This window comes from Chitinophaga sp. W3I9 (genome assembly GCF_050434025.1).
In the GTDB taxonomy this organism is placed as follows: domain Bacteria; phylum Bacteroidota; class Bacteroidia; order Chitinophagales; family Chitinophagaceae; genus Chitinophaga.
Window position 1 is genome coordinate 1,840,839 of sequence record NZ_JBNPWC010000001.1, and the last position, 19,267, is coordinate 1,860,105.

At 47.4% G+C, this 19,267-nt stretch carries 13 protein-coding genes; 5 read left to right on the top strand and 8 right to left on the bottom strand.

The features are described 5' to 3' along the window. Positions 1 to 10 precede the first annotated feature (10 nt). Positions 11 to 556 carry a hypoxanthine phosphoribosyltransferase gene (hpt, locus tag QFZ51_RS07945; RefSeq protein WP_370909377.1) on the top strand — a complete coding sequence of 182 codons (546 nt, stop codon included), beginning with the start codon at positions 11 to 13 and terminating at the stop codon, positions 554 to 556. Between the two features lie 45 nt (positions 557 to 601). Further along, the gene (locus tag QFZ51_RS07950) at positions 602 to 2,347 is read left to right on the top strand and encodes a YfbK domain-containing protein (protein WP_429044882.1); all 1,746 of its coding nucleotides are present in this window, start codon (positions 602 to 604) and stop codon (positions 2,345 to 2,347) included. 4 nt (positions 2,348 to 2,351) lie between these two features. Here the strand turns inward: QFZ51_RS07950 and QFZ51_RS07955 are convergent, their stop codons facing one another. The 3 genes from QFZ51_RS07955 to QFZ51_RS07965 all read right to left on the bottom strand — a co-directional run bounded on the left by QFZ51_RS07955 (position 2,352) and on the right by QFZ51_RS07965 (position 5,378). Beyond that, complete coding sequence (locus QFZ51_RS07955; RefSeq protein ID WP_429044883.1) at positions 2,352 to 3,293, bottom strand: class I SAM-dependent methyltransferase; 942 nt, start codon at positions 3,291 to 3,293, stop codon at positions 2,352 to 2,354. A 224-nt stretch (positions 3,294 to 3,517) separates the two neighbouring features. Next, positions 3,518 to 4,693: a molecular chaperone DnaJ gene (gene dnaJ / locus QFZ51_RS07960; RefSeq protein WP_370909380.1), complete on the bottom strand. Its 1,176-nt coding sequence runs from the start codon at positions 4,691 to 4,693 to the stop codon at positions 3,518 to 3,520. A gap of 112 nt (positions 4,694 to 4,805) precedes the next feature. Then, the gene (locus tag QFZ51_RS07965) at positions 4,806 to 5,378 is read right to left on the bottom strand and encodes a nucleotide exchange factor GrpE (RefSeq protein WP_429044885.1); all 573 of its coding nucleotides are present in this window, start codon (positions 5,376 to 5,378) and stop codon (positions 4,806 to 4,808) included. A 139-nt stretch (positions 5,379 to 5,517) separates the two neighbouring features. Between QFZ51_RS07965 and QFZ51_RS07970 the strand changes: the two genes are divergently transcribed. After that, positions 5,518 to 6,690, top strand: coding sequence for a class I SAM-dependent rRNA methyltransferase (locus tag QFZ51_RS07970; protein ID WP_429044886.1), 1,173 nt, complete (start codon positions 5,518 to 5,520; stop codon positions 6,688 to 6,690). Positions 6,691 to 6,771: 81 nt separating this feature from the next. Here the strand turns inward: QFZ51_RS07970 and QFZ51_RS07975 are convergent, their stop codons facing one another. The 4 genes from QFZ51_RS07975 to QFZ51_RS07990 form a co-directional block, all read right to left on the bottom strand. Then, complete coding sequence (locus QFZ51_RS07975) at positions 6,772 to 7,125, bottom strand: T9SS type A sorting domain-containing protein (protein WP_370909383.1); 354 nt, start codon at positions 7,123 to 7,125, stop codon at positions 6,772 to 6,774. Positions 7,126 to 7,313: 188 nt separating this feature from the next. Beyond that, positions 7,314 to 8,345, bottom strand: coding sequence for a PorP/SprF family type IX secretion system membrane protein (locus tag QFZ51_RS07980; RefSeq protein ID WP_370909384.1), 1,032 nt, complete (start codon positions 8,343 to 8,345; stop codon positions 7,314 to 7,316). Positions 8,346 to 8,365: 20 nt separating this feature from the next. Continuing rightward, entirely contained in the window at positions 8,366 to 11,221 is a 2,856-nt protein-coding gene (locus tag QFZ51_RS07985; RefSeq protein ID WP_429044888.1) for a PKD domain-containing protein, read from the bottom strand. 163 nt (positions 11,222 to 11,384) lie between these two features. Beyond that, a complete protein-coding gene (locus QFZ51_RS07990) occupies positions 11,385 to 16,256 on the bottom strand; it encodes a PKD domain-containing protein (protein ID WP_429044890.1) in 4,872 nt (1,623 codons plus the stop codon). A 131-nt stretch (positions 16,257 to 16,387) separates the two neighbouring features. Between QFZ51_RS07990 and QFZ51_RS07995 the strand changes: the two genes are divergently transcribed. Together QFZ51_RS07995 and QFZ51_RS08000 are read left to right on the top strand one after the other, a co-directional pair. Continuing rightward, positions 16,388 to 16,987 carry a methyltransferase gene (locus QFZ51_RS07995; RefSeq protein ID WP_429044891.1) on the top strand — a complete coding sequence of 200 codons (600 nt, stop codon included), beginning with the start codon at positions 16,388 to 16,390 and terminating at the stop codon, positions 16,985 to 16,987. Then, a complete protein-coding gene (locus tag QFZ51_RS08000) occupies positions 16,969 to 17,661 on the top strand; it encodes a rhodanese-like domain-containing protein (RefSeq protein ID WP_429044893.1) in 693 nt (230 codons plus the stop codon). The genes QFZ51_RS07995 and QFZ51_RS08000 overlap by 19 nt, the downstream gene beginning before the upstream one ends. 67 nt (positions 17,662 to 17,728) lie before the next feature. Here QFZ51_RS08000 and QFZ51_RS08005 read toward each other — a convergent pair whose 3' ends face one another. Beyond that, on the bottom strand, positions 17,729 to 19,240 hold the full coding sequence (locus QFZ51_RS08005; protein ID WP_429044894.1) for a carboxypeptidase M32: 1,512 nt from the start codon (positions 19,238 to 19,240) through the stop codon (positions 17,729 to 17,731). Positions 19,241 to 19,267: the final 27 nt, after the last annotated feature.

Genomic DNA, 19,267 nt, shown 5'->3' on the forward strand with positions numbered 1-19,267 from the left:
TGAGCGTATTATGTCGTTGATCAAAGTGCATGACAAAGAGTTCCAGCCCTATATTGATGAAGTGGCGTTGCAGCAGCGGGTGAAGGAGATGGCGGAACAAATCAATAAGGATCTGGAGGGAGAGCGCCCTCTATTTATTGCCATTCTTAACGGCTCCTTTATGTTTGCCGCAGATGTGTTTAAATACCTCACTATTGAGGCGGAGATCTCGTTTATTAAGCTGGCTTCCTATAAAGGCACCAAATCTACGGGTAATGTGGTACAGGCCATTGGCCTGGACGAAGATCTCTTTGGACGCACCGTAGTAATCCTGGAGGATATTGTGGACACCGGCCGGACCATGAGCCAGTTCCTGCCCCAGCTGGAGCATCAGCAACCGAAAAAATTACTGGTGGCCGCCCTGCTCACAAAGCCGGATGCGATGATCCATCCTATCAAAATAGATTACCTGGGCTTTTCCGTTCCCGATAAGTTCCTGCTGGGATACGGCCTCGATTACGATGGCCTGGGCCGGAACCTGCCAGCCATTTATCAACTGGTGGAATCCGGGCAGTAATTATTTTTTCCGGGCGCTTGCCCGGAAAAAATCTTAACTTAATACATGCTCAAGTACCTTTTACTCTTTCTTTTGTGGGGTGGAGGGCTGCAGGCGCAAACAATCTGGGTATCGGGAGCGGTAGAAGACAGTTTATCCCACCGCCCCGTTGCAGGAGTACAGGTGAAGGTGATGGATGACACAGTCCATGTGGTCACAAACGCTTTCGGTCTTTTTAAAATTTCAATCCCCACGGCATCGGCCACGTTATTGCTTACACAAAACGGTTATCAATCCAAAGAGATAACGGTGCGCAAATACGACAGGCTGTTAATAACGTTATCGCCTCTACGAAAAGATGCAGATCCGGTGGCCCTTGCCAAAGCCCGGTCAAAACTGTTGCATAGCAGCAATCCCAATTACGGTAATACCGGCATGGGAGTACACTCCTTTTACAATGAAACTTACGGAGCCACCTACGAAAATAAATTTGTCCGTACGGCCAACCATCCCGTATCTACCTTCGCCGTGGATGTGGACAGGGCCGCGTATAGCAATATCCGCCGCTTCCTGCGGCTGAAAGAAGCAGTGCCGGTAGATGCCGTTCGTATTGAAGAGATGATCAACTACTTTCACTACGATTATCCGTTACCGTTAGCCGGCGAAACGATGGCTATGTATAGTAATTACACCACCTGCCCCTGGGAAACTACCCACCGGTTATTACAGATCGCCATTAGGGCCCGCGCATTGGAGACAGATAGTTTTCCCGCCAGTAACCTGGTTTTCCTGCTGGATGTTTCCGGCTCTATGGGCACCCCCAATAAATTACCTTTATTACAGGCAGCTTTCCGCATCCTGGTCAATAATCTCCGTCCGGTAGATAAAGTAGCGATAGTAGCCTATGCAGGCGAACCCGGTGTTCTTTTACCGGCTACGCCCGGCGATCAGAAAGAGAAGATCCTGAACGCAATAGATAATCTCAGTGCCGGCGGCGCCACTGCCGGGGAAGCCGCCATCAAACTGGCGTACCGGATCGCATCAGAGCAGTATATCCCTGAGGGCAATAACCGCGTGATACTGGCCACCGACGGCGATTTCAACGTAGGCCTCAGCAGTGATAATGAAATGGAAGAGCTGATCGTTCAGCAAAAGGAAAGCGGAGTATTGCTTACCTGTTTGGGTTTTGGGATGAAGAATTATAAAGATTCAAAGCTGCAATCCCTGTCCAGTAAAGGGAATGGTAATTTTGCCTATATAGATGACCTGGAAGAAGCCAATAAAATATTTGCCCGTGAATTCGGCAGCACCTTGTTTACGATTGCCCGCGATGTGCAGTCGGAGGTATGGTTTAACCCGGCACTCGTAAAATCGTACAGGCTTATCGGTTATGAAAATAAAATACTGCCTGCCGACAGCTCGGAGAAGGGGGAATTTGGCGGAGGGATCATTGGCAGCGGGCATTGTTCTGTGGCCTTGTATGAAATTATTCCCGCACCGGAAGCTGCTGCCGTCGATACAGTGCTGGCAAAGGTAAAAATATCCTGGCGGGATCCGCAGGATACGGCGATGCAATATTTACCCGGTGTTATATCCGCAGAAATGAAAAATTTTGATAAGGCCTCCGATGATTGCCGCTTTGCTGCCGGCGTGGCTTTATTTGGGATGCTGCTGCGCAAGTCGTCTTACTGCGGCAAAGGCAATATAGAAATGGTGAACGATATTGCCCGCCAGGCATTGGGCGCCGACAAAGGCAACTATCGCTCAGAGTTTTTGAAGATGGTAAAAATGGTACGCAAAGGAAAGCATTGATCCTTTATTTTATTAACCGGTAGCACTTCCTGATCATCTTCTGCTGAAAATCAAATGGTAAAGTTTGATTGGTAATATCCTTTATGCTGGAGGCGCTGATCTTATCGGCTTCCAGTACAAACCGGCGGTAGTTGTTACTGAAGTAAACAATGCCATCTTTTTTTGTAGCCAGCAGCACTTTATTGAGCATATCCGCATGATCCCGCTGTACGTCGAGGAAATCCTTCATCCGTTTGCTGTTGGAGAAAGTAGGCGGGTCTATGATCACGAGGTCGTAGGTATTAAGTTTAAGGGTGTCGAGGTATTGCAGTACATCCGCATGTACAAAAGTATGTTTCGGGTTATCGAACCCGTTCAGCTTCATATTTTCTTCTGCCCAGGCCAGGTAGGTTTTAGACAGATCCACAGAAGTTACTTCTGTTGCGCCTCCAGCGGCGGCGTATACGGAGAACGAGCCGGTATAACAAAACAGGTTAAGTACTTTCTTGTCTTTTGCTTCTTCCCTTACCATGCTGCGGGTAATGCGATGGTCGAGGAACAGGCCGGTATCGAGATAATCGGAAAGGTTCACTTTAAATTGTAGTCCAGCTTCGTAAGCCGTCATGATATGGCTTTCCAGGCTGAGTTTTTCGTACTGGCTTTTCCTGTTTTCTTTGCGTTGCCGTTGTTTAACCCATATTTTATTGGGTGCTACTTCCAGTACTTTGCTGATCAGTTCCAGGCAGGTATCGAGCCATTCTTCATGTGCATCTTCTTCCATGCCGTGTTTGCGGTGGTATTCTGCGATGTAAACATGGTCTTCATACATTTCTATACTGAAGGGAAATTCAGGAATATCATCATCATACACCCGGTAGCAGGTGATGTTTTGTCGTCTGGCCAGTTTGGAGGTATGCCGGAAAACTTTCGTCAGCCGGTTTTCGAACATCTGCAGTTTTTGTTCCATGGTGTAGTGTTTACCGCGCGAATTTTGTCTTTCTCGCTGATTACGCTGATTATACTGATTTTTTTGATTTTTACTTTTGATTTTATAAAGGATTAAGGGAGATAGAAGCGGATATTCGCTTTTATCTCCCTTAATTATATCTTAAGAAAATCAAAAAAATCCAAAAAGTAAAATCAAACTAATCAGTAAAATCAGCGTAATCAGCGAGAAAGACAAAATCCGCATCAGCTGAAAATATCTCTTACCTTTTCGAAGAATCCTTTATCAGATTTTTCGGGATTTGGTTTGAAGTTATCGGACGATTGTAATTTGTCGAGCATTTCTTTCTCTTCCGCGGTCACGTGTTGTGGTGTCCATACGTTCACATGAATCAGCTGATCGCCTTTTTCATAAGAATTTACGGAAGGGAATCCTTTGCCTTTCAGGCGGAATATTTTACCGCTCTGTGTGCCGGGTGGGATTTTAATTTTGGCTTTTCCGTCGATGGTAGGCACTTCCAGGGAGGTGCCATATACTGCATCGGGGAAGGAGATGTGCAGATCGAAGGCTACATTGAGTCCATCGCGTTGCAGCTCCGGATGTGGTTCTTCTTCGATGAGGATCAGCAGATCGCCGGGTGCGCCGCCTCTTTCGCCGGCGTTACCTTTACCGCTCATGCTCAGCTGCATGCCTTCCTGAACGCCTGCTGGGATGTCGATGCTCACCATTTCCTCACCGTACATACGGCCTTCACCTTTACAGTGGCCGCATTTGCTGGTAATGATCTGGCCTTCGCCATGACAGGTGGGGCAGGTGGTAACGGTTTGCATTTGTCCGAGGAAAGTTTGGGTAACTTTTCTTACCTGGCCGGAACCGCCGCAGGTATTACATGACTGGAATGCGTTTTTATCTTTTGCACCCAGGCCACCGCAATGCTGGCAGGGTACATATTTTTTTACTTTAATCTTTTTGTTGGCGCCTTTGGCGATTTCTTCATAGGTAAGACGGATCTTAACCCGGAGATTGGAGCCGCGGGTACCGCGTCCACGGCGGTTTCCACCGCCACCACGGGCGCCACCGCCGCCAAAGAAGCTACCGAAAATGTCATCGTTACCAAAAATGTCACCGAAGTTGGAGAAGATGTCGTCCATGTTCATTCCACCACCGCCATATCCGCCGCCACCACGGTTGCCATTCATGCCGGCATGGCCAAAGCGGTCGTATTGCGCCCTTTTATCAGGATCGCTTAATACTTCATAAGCTTCGGCTGCTTCTTTGAATTTTTCTTCTGCCTCTTTGTTATTGGGGTTGCGGTCAGGGTGAAACTGCATCGCCACCTTGCGGTAGGCTTTTTTAATTTCATCCTGTGAAGCAGATTTGGCAACAGCCAGTATTTCGTAATAATCTCTCTTGGTAGACATTATAATAATCACTTAATGCTGGTGCAGGCACCAGCTCTTGTCCGGTAAAAAATATTGTTTTACGTCAGCTTTTAGCATAGGGCATCCTTAGAGATTATGCCACATCGTCATTTTATTTGCCCACAATTACCTTAGCATGACGGATCAATTTGTCACTCAGGTAATAACCAGGTTGCAGCACATCTACTACTTTACCAACCAGCTCTGGCGTGGGAGCAGGGATTTCGGTAATAGCCTCCTGCAGATCCGGATCAAATGGGGTATGTATACTCTCCATTGGCTTCAGTCCTTTCGCTTGCAGAGTGTTTCTCAGTTTATTGAAAACCAGCATTACACCGTCTTTAACGACCGCAACATCTGTTGTGTTTTCCAACTGCTTTTCAGCCCTGTCGGTATCATCCAGCACATCCAGCAAAGATATGATAACCTCCTTGCTGGCTGTTTGCATCAGTTCTATACGCTCTTTAGCAGTACGCTTACGGTAATTGTCAAATTCTGCCTGTAACCGGAGGTACTTATCACGGATTTCACTTACTTCCTTTTCTTTCTTCTCCAGCTCACTCACTTCACCTGATTCATTATTCGTATTTGAACTATTGCTTATATTTTCTTCTGGCATGCCTTCGTTTTCGCTACCAGTGTTAGCCTGACCGTTTGTCTGCATGTCTTTTTCGTTTTCTGTCATAATAAGTAATAATTGTCTGCGCAGGTATCCAGTCAATTTCTTTGCCAACAGCGGTTTTGCCGACAAAAAGGCAGAATTGAAAGTGAAATCCCCAAGGCTAACCGCTAAATAGCTACCTTTGCCCCTCGAAATACAATAAATGACTAAAGTTTTTTTAAAGAAACAGATACAGAACAGGGTATTACAAGGGCATCCCTGGATTTTTGGCAATGAAGTGGCCGAAATAAAAGGAGATGTAAATGCCGGTGATATCGTAGATGTATATACGCATAAAGGTTTTTTCCTGGGTCGTGGTTATATCAACCCTCAATCCCAGATCCTCGTAAGGCTTCTTACCCGTGATAAGAACGAAGAAATAAACCCTGAATTCTTTTACCGCCGTCTCCTCAAGTGCTGGGAATACCGCCAGAAACTGGGCTATGTGGAAAACTGCCGCCTCGTATATGGGGAAGCAGATGACCTGCCGGCACTGGTAATCGATAAATTCAACGATTATTTCGTGATACAAACCCTCGCGTTGGGTATGGAGAAATGGAAAGATGCCATCGTAGATGCTATCAACCGCATTTTTTCACCCAAAGGAATTTACGAAAGAAATGACGTGCCTGTAAGGGAACTGGAAGGCATGACCCAGCAGAAAGGCTTTCTCAGCGAGCCTTTCGACACCAACCTGATCATCAATGAAAATGGTTTGCGGTTTCATGTGGATATCGTAAACGGTCAGAAAACGGGCTATTTCCTGGATCAGCAAGACAACCGCCGCGAAATCAAGCATATTGTAAAAGGCGCCGATGTGATGGAAGCCTTTTGCTATACCGGTACTTTTTCCTGTCATGCCGGCTTTTATGGCGCTAAAAGCGTACTTGGACTTGATATTTCCGAAACAGCGGTTGCTACTGCCCGCAAAAACGCCGAGCTGAATAACCTGCAGGATATCTGCCGGTTCCAGGCGGTGAATGCGTTTGATCAGCTGAAGCAATGGACAAAGGAAGAGAAGAAGTTCGACGTGGTAATACTGGATCCGCCGGCCTTTACCAAAAGCCGCGAAAATATTTCGAAGGCAGTAACCGGTTATAAGGAAATTAATCTTCGTGGAATGAAACTGCTGAAACCCGGAGGCTTCCTGGTAACAGCTTCCTGCACCAACCTGGTATCGCCGGACCTGTTCCTGCAAACCATAGATGCGGCCGCAAAAGATGCGAAGAAAAGACTGCGCCAGGTTACTTTCCAGACACAGGCCCAGGACCATCCCATCCTGCGGAATATTGAGAATACTACGTACCTGAAATTCCTGATTGTTGAAGTTTCCTGATAACAGAAGATATAAAAAAGGAAAAGTCACGATGTAAATCGTGACTTTTCCTTTTTTATTTTGATGCCAGATATATCTAAGCTATTTCACTACATTGAATTTCCCGGATTCCACCAGGTTGCCCCGCTGGTCCCTTAATTGGAAAATATACAAACCGTTATAATAATTATCCAGGCTCACCGTTGTCTTGGAACTGATGCCTTTTAACTGATCTATTTTTTTTCCGAGGAAATTATATACAATAAGATCGTATAAGCGATCGTTATTATGTTGTTGAACTTCAAATGTTATGACGGTAGTAGCGGGATTGGGATATAGCTTCACGATTTTGCTACCCCCCTCCGTGGCAGGTTGGGATTTTTCGCTTTGAGCCTTGCCTATGCTGGTAAAAAGGCTGAAAACCATTATGAGAATCAGGGTAGAGGTTTTCCACATAGTATTATAAAAATAAAGTTTTTTTCAAATATTTCCTAATTTTTGTTTGACAAATTCGGCTCATTCGAGCGCCTATGTTTCTACATAAAAATAACAAACCACAGGCCATTTTGTTAGTATTTCCGCATATTTTATGTAATTTTTAACGCTTGGTAATTTATTTTCATAATTAATTGATTTATAATAGATTAAAATCTGGGACAGTTTACGCTTTCCAGCGTTGAATTCCGGCTGTTAAGAAATCCCTTGAAAACCAATGAAATTTCGAAGCCGCCAAATGTCTGGCTGGCTGTTCTCAGTTTGGAAATATTGGTGTCATAACTCATTCCGATCTCGTATTTATCCATGTCAATTTTGATGGTTGGGATAATAGCATCATTCCACCTCAGGAAGAGGCCGCCATAAATGGCCCGGGTCGATTCCAGTCCCTGGTCCATTAAACCATAACCGATTAAAGCACCGCCAATATATTCTGTATAAGTGCCCTGGTGCAACTGGTTGTAATGTGCAATTACTTTTACCCGCTCATCTACCGGGATTGTGATACCCGCGTTAAACGTAAGTTTCGGCTGCAACTCAATATTCTGATCGTTATAGAAGGATATTTTGGCTCGGTTAAAATGGAAGTACCCGGCCCCGATAAAGTAATTCACATCTTCTCCGATTACGCTGTTGTAACTCAGGCCCACTCCAGCATCGAGGTAACTGTAGCCTTTCAGCGCCAGTTTGCCTTCTTCCCCGGTAGCGGTAGCAGGATCAAACCGGCCGTTGGTATACTGGTTGTTAAAGGTCATGTTGGTGGGATCGAACTGCCGCTGCACAAAGCCGCCCATGAATCCTACAGAGAGGAAACTACTCTTATCTTCATTGAGCGATTTATGATAGTTGATAGCCGGGAAGATCTGCGTGGACTGCAGTTTGGAAGTACCTGCACGGTCGTAGGTAACCTGCAAACCGGTAGTCACATAGTCGTTGCTGCGACCCACAGGGAACTTTATTTCGCCACTCACGGTACCGGTCTGGTAAGGAATGGTAACGCTGTTCCACTGGTTACGATATACAGCCTGCACGCGCACATCGCCGTTGAAAATGCCTATCAGAGCAGGATTGCGGAGGATAGGCGTTTCATAGAACTGCGACAGATGTATATCCTGGGCATACAACGGTGCTGCATGCGTGATGCAAACTATCGCCAGTAATACGCGGTATATGGTTTTCATGTTAGCCAGGTTAAAAATATTTATCTGAGTAATGTTACGTTGCCTTTCATCTGGAAAAATTCGTTGGTATCACAGTAAGCCTCAATAAAGTAGATATACACATCAGAAGGCTGCGGCTTGCCGTTAAAGGAGCCGTTCCACCCGGTGCTGATATCATCAATGTTGATTCTTTCGCGATGATGTACTTCCTGTCCCCAGCGGTTGAAAATCCGGAAAGACTTTATCAGGCTGATGCCCTTTCCGCGTGGATAGAATATATCATTTTGCCCGTCGCCATTGGGACTGAAAGTATTTGGAATAAATACCACGTCGGTATTGCAAACGAGGTCCACGTTCATGATATCGCTTTTCGTACAGCCGAACTGGTTAGTACCGGTAATGCTGTAAGTGATAGGCTTACGTACGGCAGCCGTTACATAAGGAGAACTGGTGTTATCGAGGTAATCATCCGGGCTCCATTTCCATTTCACAATGTCAGGACTTCCGCTGGCCATCAGCCGCACAATATCTCCCACCATCACTGTCTGGTCCTTGCCGGCATCTACCTGTGGTACCGGTTTTACGGATACTTTCACAGCAAGCGGCGCACTCATGGGGCAAATGGCGTCGTTGGTGCCGGTTACCTGGTAAGTGATGTCTGTTATGGGTGTGGTAACCGGGTTCGGGATAGTATTGTTGGTCAGGCCGGTAACGGGCGTCCAGTTATAGATGGTAGCGCCGGCGGCTTTCAGTTGTACTGAAGTGCCGTAGCAGGCAATGGTATCATTGCTTACGGTAAGATTTACTTTCGGCACTACTACTACATCAGTGGAATCAAATACCGTACATCCGTATACGTTAGAAGCCTGCACGCGGTAACGGGTATTTGTAAGTGGCGATGCCACCGGATCTGTACAGAAAACACAACTGAGCTGGTTGGTGGTGAGCCATTGCACCGTGCCGTCTGATAAGGCATTCAGGTTAACACTGTTGCCCTCGCAAATCTTTGGTTGTTGTGCCGATGCTTTCAACACCGGGGTGGGATGAATGTTGATGGTTTTGCTGACAGAGTCCCTGCAATTGCGGGCATCTGTCACCACCAGTTTCACCGCCTGTCCGCCGGAAGCGCTGTACTTAGTGGCTGGCGGTGTTTGAGTGGTGGAACTAAGGCCATTGCCCAGATCCCAGTACCAGTTGGCAATCGGGATATTGGGAGAAGTAATGGTGTTATTGATAAAGCTTACCGCCTGGCCTGCACAGGTAACCGGGCCGGTGGTAAAGTCGGCCTGCGGTGCGAGGATGTCAATATCATCCGGTTTATACACAATGTCGTCGCAATAAGCGGGATCATTATAACGAATGGTCAGCTGGTTATCGAATGTACCCGCAGCGGCCCATGTTTTTATATAGGTTTGGTCAGTCGTGGTAAAAGTGGTGCCATCGCCAAATTGCCAGGTGTAGCTGGAAACCAGTCCCAGTGGTACATTCAGCACACCATAGGTCGCCTTGCTTCCGCGGCAGATGGAGTTGACGCCGGCAGTAAAATCGGCCCGGAAATAATAGATTGTCTGGAAGTTGCTATGGTTGCAGTTATTGCCTATTTCCCCAATAGTAAGACGAACGGTATAATTACCGGGTGTTATATAATTATGTACTGCGTCCATGGTGTTTACCAGGGGAGAGTTATCTCCAAAATCCCACTGGTAGGTAGAGTTGGCGCTGGTACCAATGGAGTTGTTGGTAAAGATAAATTTACTTTTATCGGCACAATCGCGAACCACGCTGAATTGTGACACCGGACCGGTTACGTTTACAGTAGCTGGTGGCGCAGCTGTGAAGCAGCCATTACTGCCCGCTTTCATTTGCACGGTGAGGGTGCCATTGGCATTAAACGAATGACGGATATCGTTACTGCTGCCTGATTCCGTTTTTCCATCTCCGAAATCCCAGCTGTAGGTGTCCGCAAAGCTGGCATTGGCGAGCAGTCGTACCGGATCGCCGGTACAGGTACTGGCCGGAGATACAGTGAAGCTTACACTGGACGGGGGATTGCCGGTATGCACAAACTTATCGAACGCTGTAGTTACGACGCATTGCCCCTGGGTAGTAACGGTAACGCCTACGTTATAAATTCCGGTTTGCGTATAGATGTGATTTACATTTCCGTTGGCAGTGGATTGGGTGTTGCCATCCCCGAAATTCCAGGCCCAGGATACCACCGGATCATTGATATCGTTGGCGGAAGTAGCCGTGAACGCAGCGGTATAAGGCACACAGCCGGATAACGGTGTAGCCATGGTGATCTGGGGCAATGAAATATCGATATAGGCATCTTTCTTTAATGTGGCCGTACAGCCATTGGTGTTAGTAACGGTAAGGGTTACATCAAATTTGCCCGCTCGGGTGTATTGATGTGGTATGTAAGCATTACTGGTGGTAACCGGTGCAGTACCGTCGCCGAAATCCCAGGTACGACTGGCCGCGCCTATCGTGGCATCCGTGAAATTAGCGGCGAATACTTTGCAGCTTTTTGTTACATCTGCCGAAAAAATTACCTGGGGGGTAGCACCTACTACCAGGTTACGCCAATAAGTACTGGTAGTTGTTCCGCCGCTTACTTTATATACTGCCTCGAGGGTGATTTTTACGGGTCCGCCACTGGTATAGGTGACCTGTGGATGCTCCTCATGTGAAGTTCTGCCATCCCCGAAATCCCAGTTATAGGTAAGCGGAGTGCCGGTGCTGGTATTTCTCAATGTAAGTGTTACGGGTGTACACAGGTTGCCCGGCGAAGCGGTATAGGTAAAGTCCGCCTTCTGTGCCAGTAAGCAGTTTGCCTGCAAAAGGGATATAAGGAGCAGCAATGTCCAAAAACACTTTGCCTGTCGGTATTTCATAGGGTACACAGGTTTTCCATTGACTAAATGTCTACACAAATTAATAAAAATTACATATATAAACTTTTTGATTTTCGGAAATTTTGATAAAAGAAAGATGGAAATACAGCAGAGTGGCTGCAAATCAACAACATCCGTATCAAAAATTCCGTTCGGGGCGTCTCTACCTGATAAGGGTAATATTCCCTTTCAACAGGTTTACAGCACCTTTGTCACACACAACTTCCATATAGTATACAAATACATCCGGGTTCAGGATGGCGCCTTTGTAACGGCCATCCCATCCAGAGGATGGATCATTGGTATTCACTCCGGTACGTTCAAATACCAGTTGTCCCCAGCGGTTGAAGATCCTGAAAATGCGGATGGACTGCATACCGCGGCCCCGCACATAGAAAACATCATTCTGTCCATCGCCATTGGGAGAAAATGTATTGGGGATGAATACATTACCTTCATTGCATACCAGCTTGATCGCTACATCGTCGGTACTTACACAGCCAAACTGGTTGGTTACCTTTACATGGTAAGTAATATCGTCTGTGGGCGTGGCCGTAGGCGTCAGGCAGTCGTAACAGCTCAAACCAGTTACCGGCGTCCATTCAGTTTTAATAATATCGCCGCTGCCTGTTACCGGCAATGGAATAACAGAGCCGGTAGCTATCACCATATCCGGACCGGCATTCACTACCGGTACCGCACGTACGTAAACTCTTGCTAACGCAGTATCTGTGAAGCAGGTGCTGTTGTTATAACCCACTACCTGGTAAGTGATATTGCCATCCGGACTGGCAACGGGATCGGCAATATCCGCGCGGTTCAAGCCCCTGGCGGGAATCCACTGGTAGTGTAAGGCACCGCCTGCATTCATCTTCACGCTTTCGCCCGCACATATTTCGGCATCCTGCGCGTAAATTTTGAACGGCTGCGTAACGGTAACGGCTATTTCACCAATATTCGTACAACCGTATTCGTTAGTGGCGGTAACCCGGTATAAGGTATCGATATCCGGCGTTGCCTGCGGCGATACGCTGGTTACGTCGGAGATGTTGTAATCAGTCCAGTTTACTGCTACATTGGCGGTGGTATTCGCCTGTAACTGTAATGCCGCACCACGGCAGATAGTGGCCGAAACCGGAGAGGGATTTAATACCGGTGAAGGATGTACGATCATCTGAGTAGTAGTTTCTGAAGGACAGGAACCATCACTGTTGGTGATCGTTAATACCACCGGTATGGTGCCGGTGCTGTTTAAAAGTATTTCCGGCGGAACAGGTACGTCGTATGTTTGCCCGGTTCCTATCTGCCAGTGCCACTTGGTGCCTGGTATATTTTTGCTGTCGCTGCCGGCCAGCTGTACTTTTCCAGACACACAAAGCGGTAAAACAGGAGCAATGACGGCCACCGGTTGCGGCGGAATTACCACCGGCAGGATCTTCTCATCTATACAACCATAGGCGCTGGTTACTACCAGTTTAACATGAGTAGTTCCAGGCTGCGGATAATTAAACAAGCCGTTCACGGTGGCAGCGCTGTTGCCGGGATGACCCGGTGCGCCAAAGTCCCAGGCATTGGTGAAATCAAGTGCAAGTGAATCTTTGGTTAACGTTTTACTCTTGTTGGTAAAAGTTACTTCACCACCGCCACATACCTGGAAATCATTGGTAGCAAAATCAGCTATTGTTTGATCTACAATAATCTTATCGTTGCCTGCCGCTTTTACCACGCAACCCTGATCGTCCAGTAAAGATACACGCGGATAATATATGCCTGCCTTGGTGTAGGTGTGTGCCGGGGATACCGGTGTGGTAGAAGTAAGTACGGTACCATCATCGAAGTCCCACATATAGCTGTCGGTTTTAACAGAGGTAGCGCTGATACTGATTGCCAGTGGTACGCAACCCTGTGTAGGCGTGGTTTTCATGGTGCCGTCCGGTCCTTTGATGGCAATAGGAAGCGTGGCAGTGCTGGAGCAACCTCCTTCTGAATATACGGTGAGCACTACGTCGTAGGTGCGTGCCCGTGCGTATATATGCACATCGGGATCATTTTTGGCGGAAGTGCCGTTATCACCAAAATTCCAGCTGGAGTTTACAAAATCAGTAGAAGTATTGGTAAATAATACTTTCACCGGCGGGCACAGGTCCAGGTTATCCGGTATCGTGAAAGATGCTTTCGGATCAGGAACCCTGATGGCATTTGTTTTGGTGATTTCATCCGTACAACCCGCGGGGGAGGTTACTTTGAGTGTTACGTTATATTGGCCAGGGGCGCTGTAAACCTTTACAGGTCTGTTTCCCGTGCCGGTGGTATTGTCGCCGAAATCCCATGCGTAGTTTTGGATAGTACCCTGCGACTGATCCATAAATGTAAACGACTTATCCAGGCAAGCGATATTGGATGGCACCATAAAGTCGGCCTTCACCCGGTCGAAACGAATCACTTTCTGGATTTTCACTGCACAACTAAACTGATCGGTGACGGTTAATGATATCGTGTAATCGTTCGCGTTAGTATAGGTATGTTTTATGTCAATGGGTTGTGTAGTATAATTCTCTTTATTGCTCTGATCCCCGAAATCCCATTCCCAGTTGAGTATGCTGTTGCCGCTGTTTACGGTAGACTTATCCGTGAAGCTGAAAATCTCATCTTTACATCTCTTGCCGGTGTAATCAAAATCAGGTGTAGCCCCGTTTACATCAATGCTAATGGGTGGGGCCTCGCGGATACAGCTGTTTTTATCTGTAATGGTAAGCTTAATGGTAAAGGTGCCTGTTTTGTTATAGGTATGTGTGATACCATTGGCAGGATTAAAATTGTATGCCGGTATATTTTGAATGGCGCTGCCGTCGCCCCAATCCCAGTTATATTCGTTGATATTGGCATTATTCAGCGGTCCTAATGAAATGTGGATGTTTTCTCCTTTGCATATCCTGGGCTTATCAGCAGTAATAACGGGCTTTTCATCAATGATGTTCACCGATTGCGTAGTGGTAGAAGTACAGATGCCATTGTCGATGGTGAGCCGTACCTGTTTCAGACCTGTTGTCTGGTACCGGAAATCCGGATGCTGATCGGTGGAAGTAGCGCCGTTTTCGCCAAATTCCCAAAGCCAGGATTTTACTGCGGTGGGAATAGGCCCAAAGGTGGAATTGTCCGTGAATTTACGGTGATAGGGATCCATGCAATCCGGCGCAGTTTCAAACCGTGCAATAGGTGGAATGATCTGGATATAATTCCGCTTTATTAACTGCTCAATACAGCCGTTATTGTTTACTGTGAGAATGATATCATGACTGCCGATTTCATTGAAGGTGTGGTTGGGGTTTTCCTCTGTACTGGTGCTGTTATCCTGTACAAATGTCCAGATCCAGGAAGTACCACGGGGAACAGACAGGTTGGTGAACTGTACCGGGTCTTTAGCGCATGATTTCAGAGGGGTGGCAACAAAATCCACTACTGGTCTTGTTCCTGCCATAACAATAGTAGTGCCGCTGGCAGTACATCCGCCTGCTGTGGTTACGGTAATGGTAACCGTGAAAGTTCCCTGTGTGGTGAAAATATGATGGGGCCTTGCATCGGTAGACGTGCTGCCATCACCGAAGTTCCATTGATAACTGACAATGGGATCGGTAACATCCAGTTCTATGTAGAAGTCCGCCGGTAAAGGGATACATCCTTCCGTTGCGCTGCGATAAATACTCAGGTTGGGTTTGGCAATGTTGATGTAACCAGGATTGGTGACTGTTTTACTGCAGCCCGAAGCATTGGTGGCGGTGAGACTTACCGTGAATGATCCTTCGCGGGTGTAGGTATGTGAAGGGTTTTCGAGCGTAGAAGTAGCGCCGTCTCCAAAGTTCCAGTTCCATGCAGTAGCGTTGGCGGATTGCGCGTTGAACTGCGTGGTAAAAGGCGTATTACAGGCGCTGAGTGGCGTAGCTGCCGGGTTGATTTGCGGAGAAGGAGCTACGTGAATAGTTTGCTGGATCTCTTCCATGCAGGTACCGAGGGTGGCCCGCATTTTCACGACATAGTCGCCCGGCGTGGCAAATTGTTTCACCGCGTTTGCAGTGGTTTGAGTAGTGCCATCCGGGAATGCCCAGGTCACCTGGTCCGGAACAGGTTGTGTGGTATTGGTGAAGTTAACCGGTTGATCAGCACAGGGTGCTGAAAAAGTAAACGCCGGTTTCACTTTTTCAATGACGATGTACGCCGTTTTAGTAAGAGGAGCGGAGCATCCACCGGAGGTAGTGGCGGTGAGCTTTACGGTGAAACGGCCTTCCCTGGTATAGGTATGCTGGTTGGCGGTGCTGGTAGTGCCATCGCCGTAATCCCAGGTATAGGTCACCGGATCGGGCGAGTTATTCACTGTATTGTTAAAGAAATTTACCATGAATGGCGTGGTGCAGCTTTGTGTTTTGTCGGCCGAGAAAGCCGGCGTAGGCGCGCTTTGTATTTTCACTGGTTCGGGTCCTTTAAATGCCGTACATCCGTGGCTGTTAGTTACAGCGCTGAGTACATTATAAGTGCCTGCCTGCGTATAGGTGTGTGTAACATTTGCGCCTGTGGCGCCTCCACCGTCGCCGAAGTCCCAGGTAATATCTGCAATGCTGCCGTTTCCGGGGGCAGACTGGTCCCTGAAAGTAGCCATGAAGGGTGCGCATCCGGTGGTGTTGGGGATGGTGAAGTTGACAAGGGGTTTGTTATATACCTGGATGTCAAGTTGTTTGACGATGGTATTGGCGCCGTAGGTAGCCGTTAGTTTAACATGGTAAATGCCGGGGTCCTGGAATGTTTTGGAGGGGGTGAGGTCGTTGGTCACATTGGCGCCAAGTCCGAAATCCCATTCTATCTGTTGGTAGCCTGCATCTAATGTGGCGGTAAAGTTCACCAGGAAAGGAGGACAGCCTGCTAATTTATCTGCATTGATGGCAACTGACTGCGCACGGGCAGCAACGGCCAGGGCCATCACCGGCAGCAGGCAAAGCAAAATATGTTTTGTGACAATCCACAAATAATTGTGTAGGCTTTTCATGGCATAGGTTGGCGTTAAGGCCTTTTCACAGGTATATTCAAAGCATAAAAATAGTAATAATGTTTGGAAAAGCGATGCATTTATGTATGTGGCTGAATGGCCGTAACTTAGCATAAAAAGCAATGCCGGATATGGATAGTCAGTATTGGAATGACCGCTATCTTAAAGGAGATACGGGTTGGGATATGGGAGCGGTGTCGCCACCCCTGAAAGAGTATATTGATCAGCTGGTGGACCGGGATATTCGTATACTCATTCCCGGTGGAGGCAACAGTTACGAGGCTGCTTACCTGGCAGGCCAGGCTTTCAGCGATGTAACGGTGCTGGATATTGCACCGGCATTGGTGGAACAACTGAAAAAAACGTTTGCCCGTACCCGTGTGAAAGTGCTGGAAGAAGATTTTTTTGCGCATAAAGGCAGTTACGACCTGGTATTGGAACAAACATTTTTCTGCGCGTTGCCTCCTTTCCTCCGGATGGATTACGTGGACCATATGTATTCGCTGATCAAACCTGGCGGGCACCTGGCAGGGGTGTTATTTAACCGTCATTTTACGCAGGACGGGCCGCCCTTCGGTGGTACAGCAGCGGAATACACCAAGTTGTTTTCTCACTTATTTGATATAAAAACGTTACAGCCCTGTTATAATTCTCATCCGGCCAGGCAAGGTGCAGAGTTGTTTATTAATTTTATGCCGAAAATAAAGAAGATATGGGACGAGTTTTCTTAGCCATCTTATTGATGCTCACAGGCATTACCGCAATGGCACAGGAGCGGCAGGAAGTGGATGCCGCGGAATTTGAAAAGGATATTCAACAGCCGGATGCACAGGTGTTTGATGTGCGTACCGCCGGGGAATTCAGTACCGGGCATTTGCCGCATGCCTTACAGGCCGATTATACAAAGAAAGAAGAATTCATGGACCGGGCGCAGTACCTGGACAAGAAAAAGACCGTTTATATTTACTGCCTGAGCGGCGGCCGCAGCACCGCCGCCGCCAAATGGATGAGAGAGCATGGTTTTACGGAGGTGGTGGAGCTGGATGGCGGCATCAATGCATGGAAGCGGGCAGGCAAACAATTGGAGGGTGTCGCTGAAAAGAAGCCGCAGCTTACTATAGCGGATTATAACAACGCCGTTCATGCAAAAGGAATGGTACTTACCGATGTTGGAGCTGCGTGGTGTCCTCCCTGTAAACAGATGGAGCCGGTGCTGGAAAAATTCTTCCAAAAACATCCGCAGGTAAAGAGGGTATTGGTAGATGGCGGTAACGACCAGGACGTAATGAAATCTGTTGATGCAACTAAGCTGCCTACTTTTATTTTTTATAAGGATGGTAAAGAAATAGCGCGGAAGCAGGGTGTGATGGAGCTGGCAGAGCTGGAGAAGCTGGCGGGGTTGTAATCGAAGTATACTACAAGTAACAGGAAAGTCCGGAACCATCTTTCACAGATCGTTCCGGACTTTTATTTTAGAAACCGTATATCCCGGCATATTTCGCTTTCGCGTATTCCAGGAACTCGCCAAATACCAGTTGTTTCCCGGTTACTTTCTCACACAATTCATTTGAGGTATAAAATCTTCCAAACGGATGTACGTTGGTACGCAGCCATTCCAGTAACGGCTGGTAATTGCCGCCGGCAATACGTGCGTCCAAACCAGGTACTTGTTTTTGTGCAGCAGCAAAAAACTGGGCGGCATAAAAACTGCCGAGTGAATAGGTAGGGAAGTAGCCGAAGCTGCCGTGCGACCAGTGGATGTCCTGCAATACGCCATGAACATCGTCGGGTACCGTTACGTGCAGGTATTGACGGTAGTATTCATTCCAGGTGTGTTTCAGATCTTTTACATCAATGCTGCCATCGATCAATCCTTTTTCAATTTCATACCGGATCATGATGTGGAAATGATAGGTGAGTTCATCTGCTTCCGTGCGGATGAGGGAAGGCTGCACTTTATTAATGGCTTTATAGAACGCATCCAGCGACACGTTTCCGAGGTTTTCAGGGAAGAGTTGCTGCAGGCGGGGATAGTGATATTGCCAGAAAAGAAGGCTCCGGCCCACGTTGTTTTCCCAGAGGCGCGACTGGGATTCATGTATGCCAAGGCTGGTGGCTTCTCCGCAGGGAAGGCCGTATTGTTCGGTAGGAAGCCCCTGCTCGTAAAGGGCATGGCCACCTTCGTGGATACAGCTCCAGGTCATGTTACCAAAATCATTTTCATCGATGCGGGTGGTTACCCTTACATCAAGTGGACTGAAGCTGGTGGTGAAAGGATGTTCTGAAACGTCCTGCCGGCCTGCTTTCAGGTCGTATCCCATACCTTCCAGCAGGGCGAGACCAAATTTCCATTGTACATCGCGGTTATAATGCAGATGAAGGAAATCCTTATTGATAGCGGGTTGTTGTTCTATTTGGCTGAGCAGTGGTGAAAGGGCGGTTTTCACCTCATTGAAAATGGTATCCAGCATACCGGTATGGGCGCCTTTTTCATATTCATTCAGGAGGGCATTGTAGGGATGTCCTTCATAGCCGAGGATATCCGTTTCCTGTTTTTTCAGTTCAACCATCCGGGCGAGCGCCGGGGCGAAAATGGAATAGTCGTTGGCTTTGCGGGCTTTTATCCAGGCGTGATAGCTTTCGTTGGTCACTCTCGACATTTCTGCCACAAAGGCTGCCGGGTATTTTTTATTCTTTTCAAAGTCTTCTGTGGAAAGAATGATATTTTTCTGTTCTACAGGATTCAGTGTGGTATTCCCTTTCAGGGCCTGGAGGATGGCTTCCAGTTCCGGGGCGGTGAATAGTTCGTGAGCTATAGAGCTGAGGGTGGTGATCTGCTGACCGCGGAATCCCGCGCCTTTTTCCGGAAGATAGGTTTCCTGGTCCCATCCAAGTACCGCCAGGGCATTTCTTACGTCCGCAATTTTTTGCATTTTTATTTTGTAATCCGCATACTGTTCTGCTGTAGATTTGCTTCCGGGCATAAAAGATATTTTTTTGCAAATTTAGCA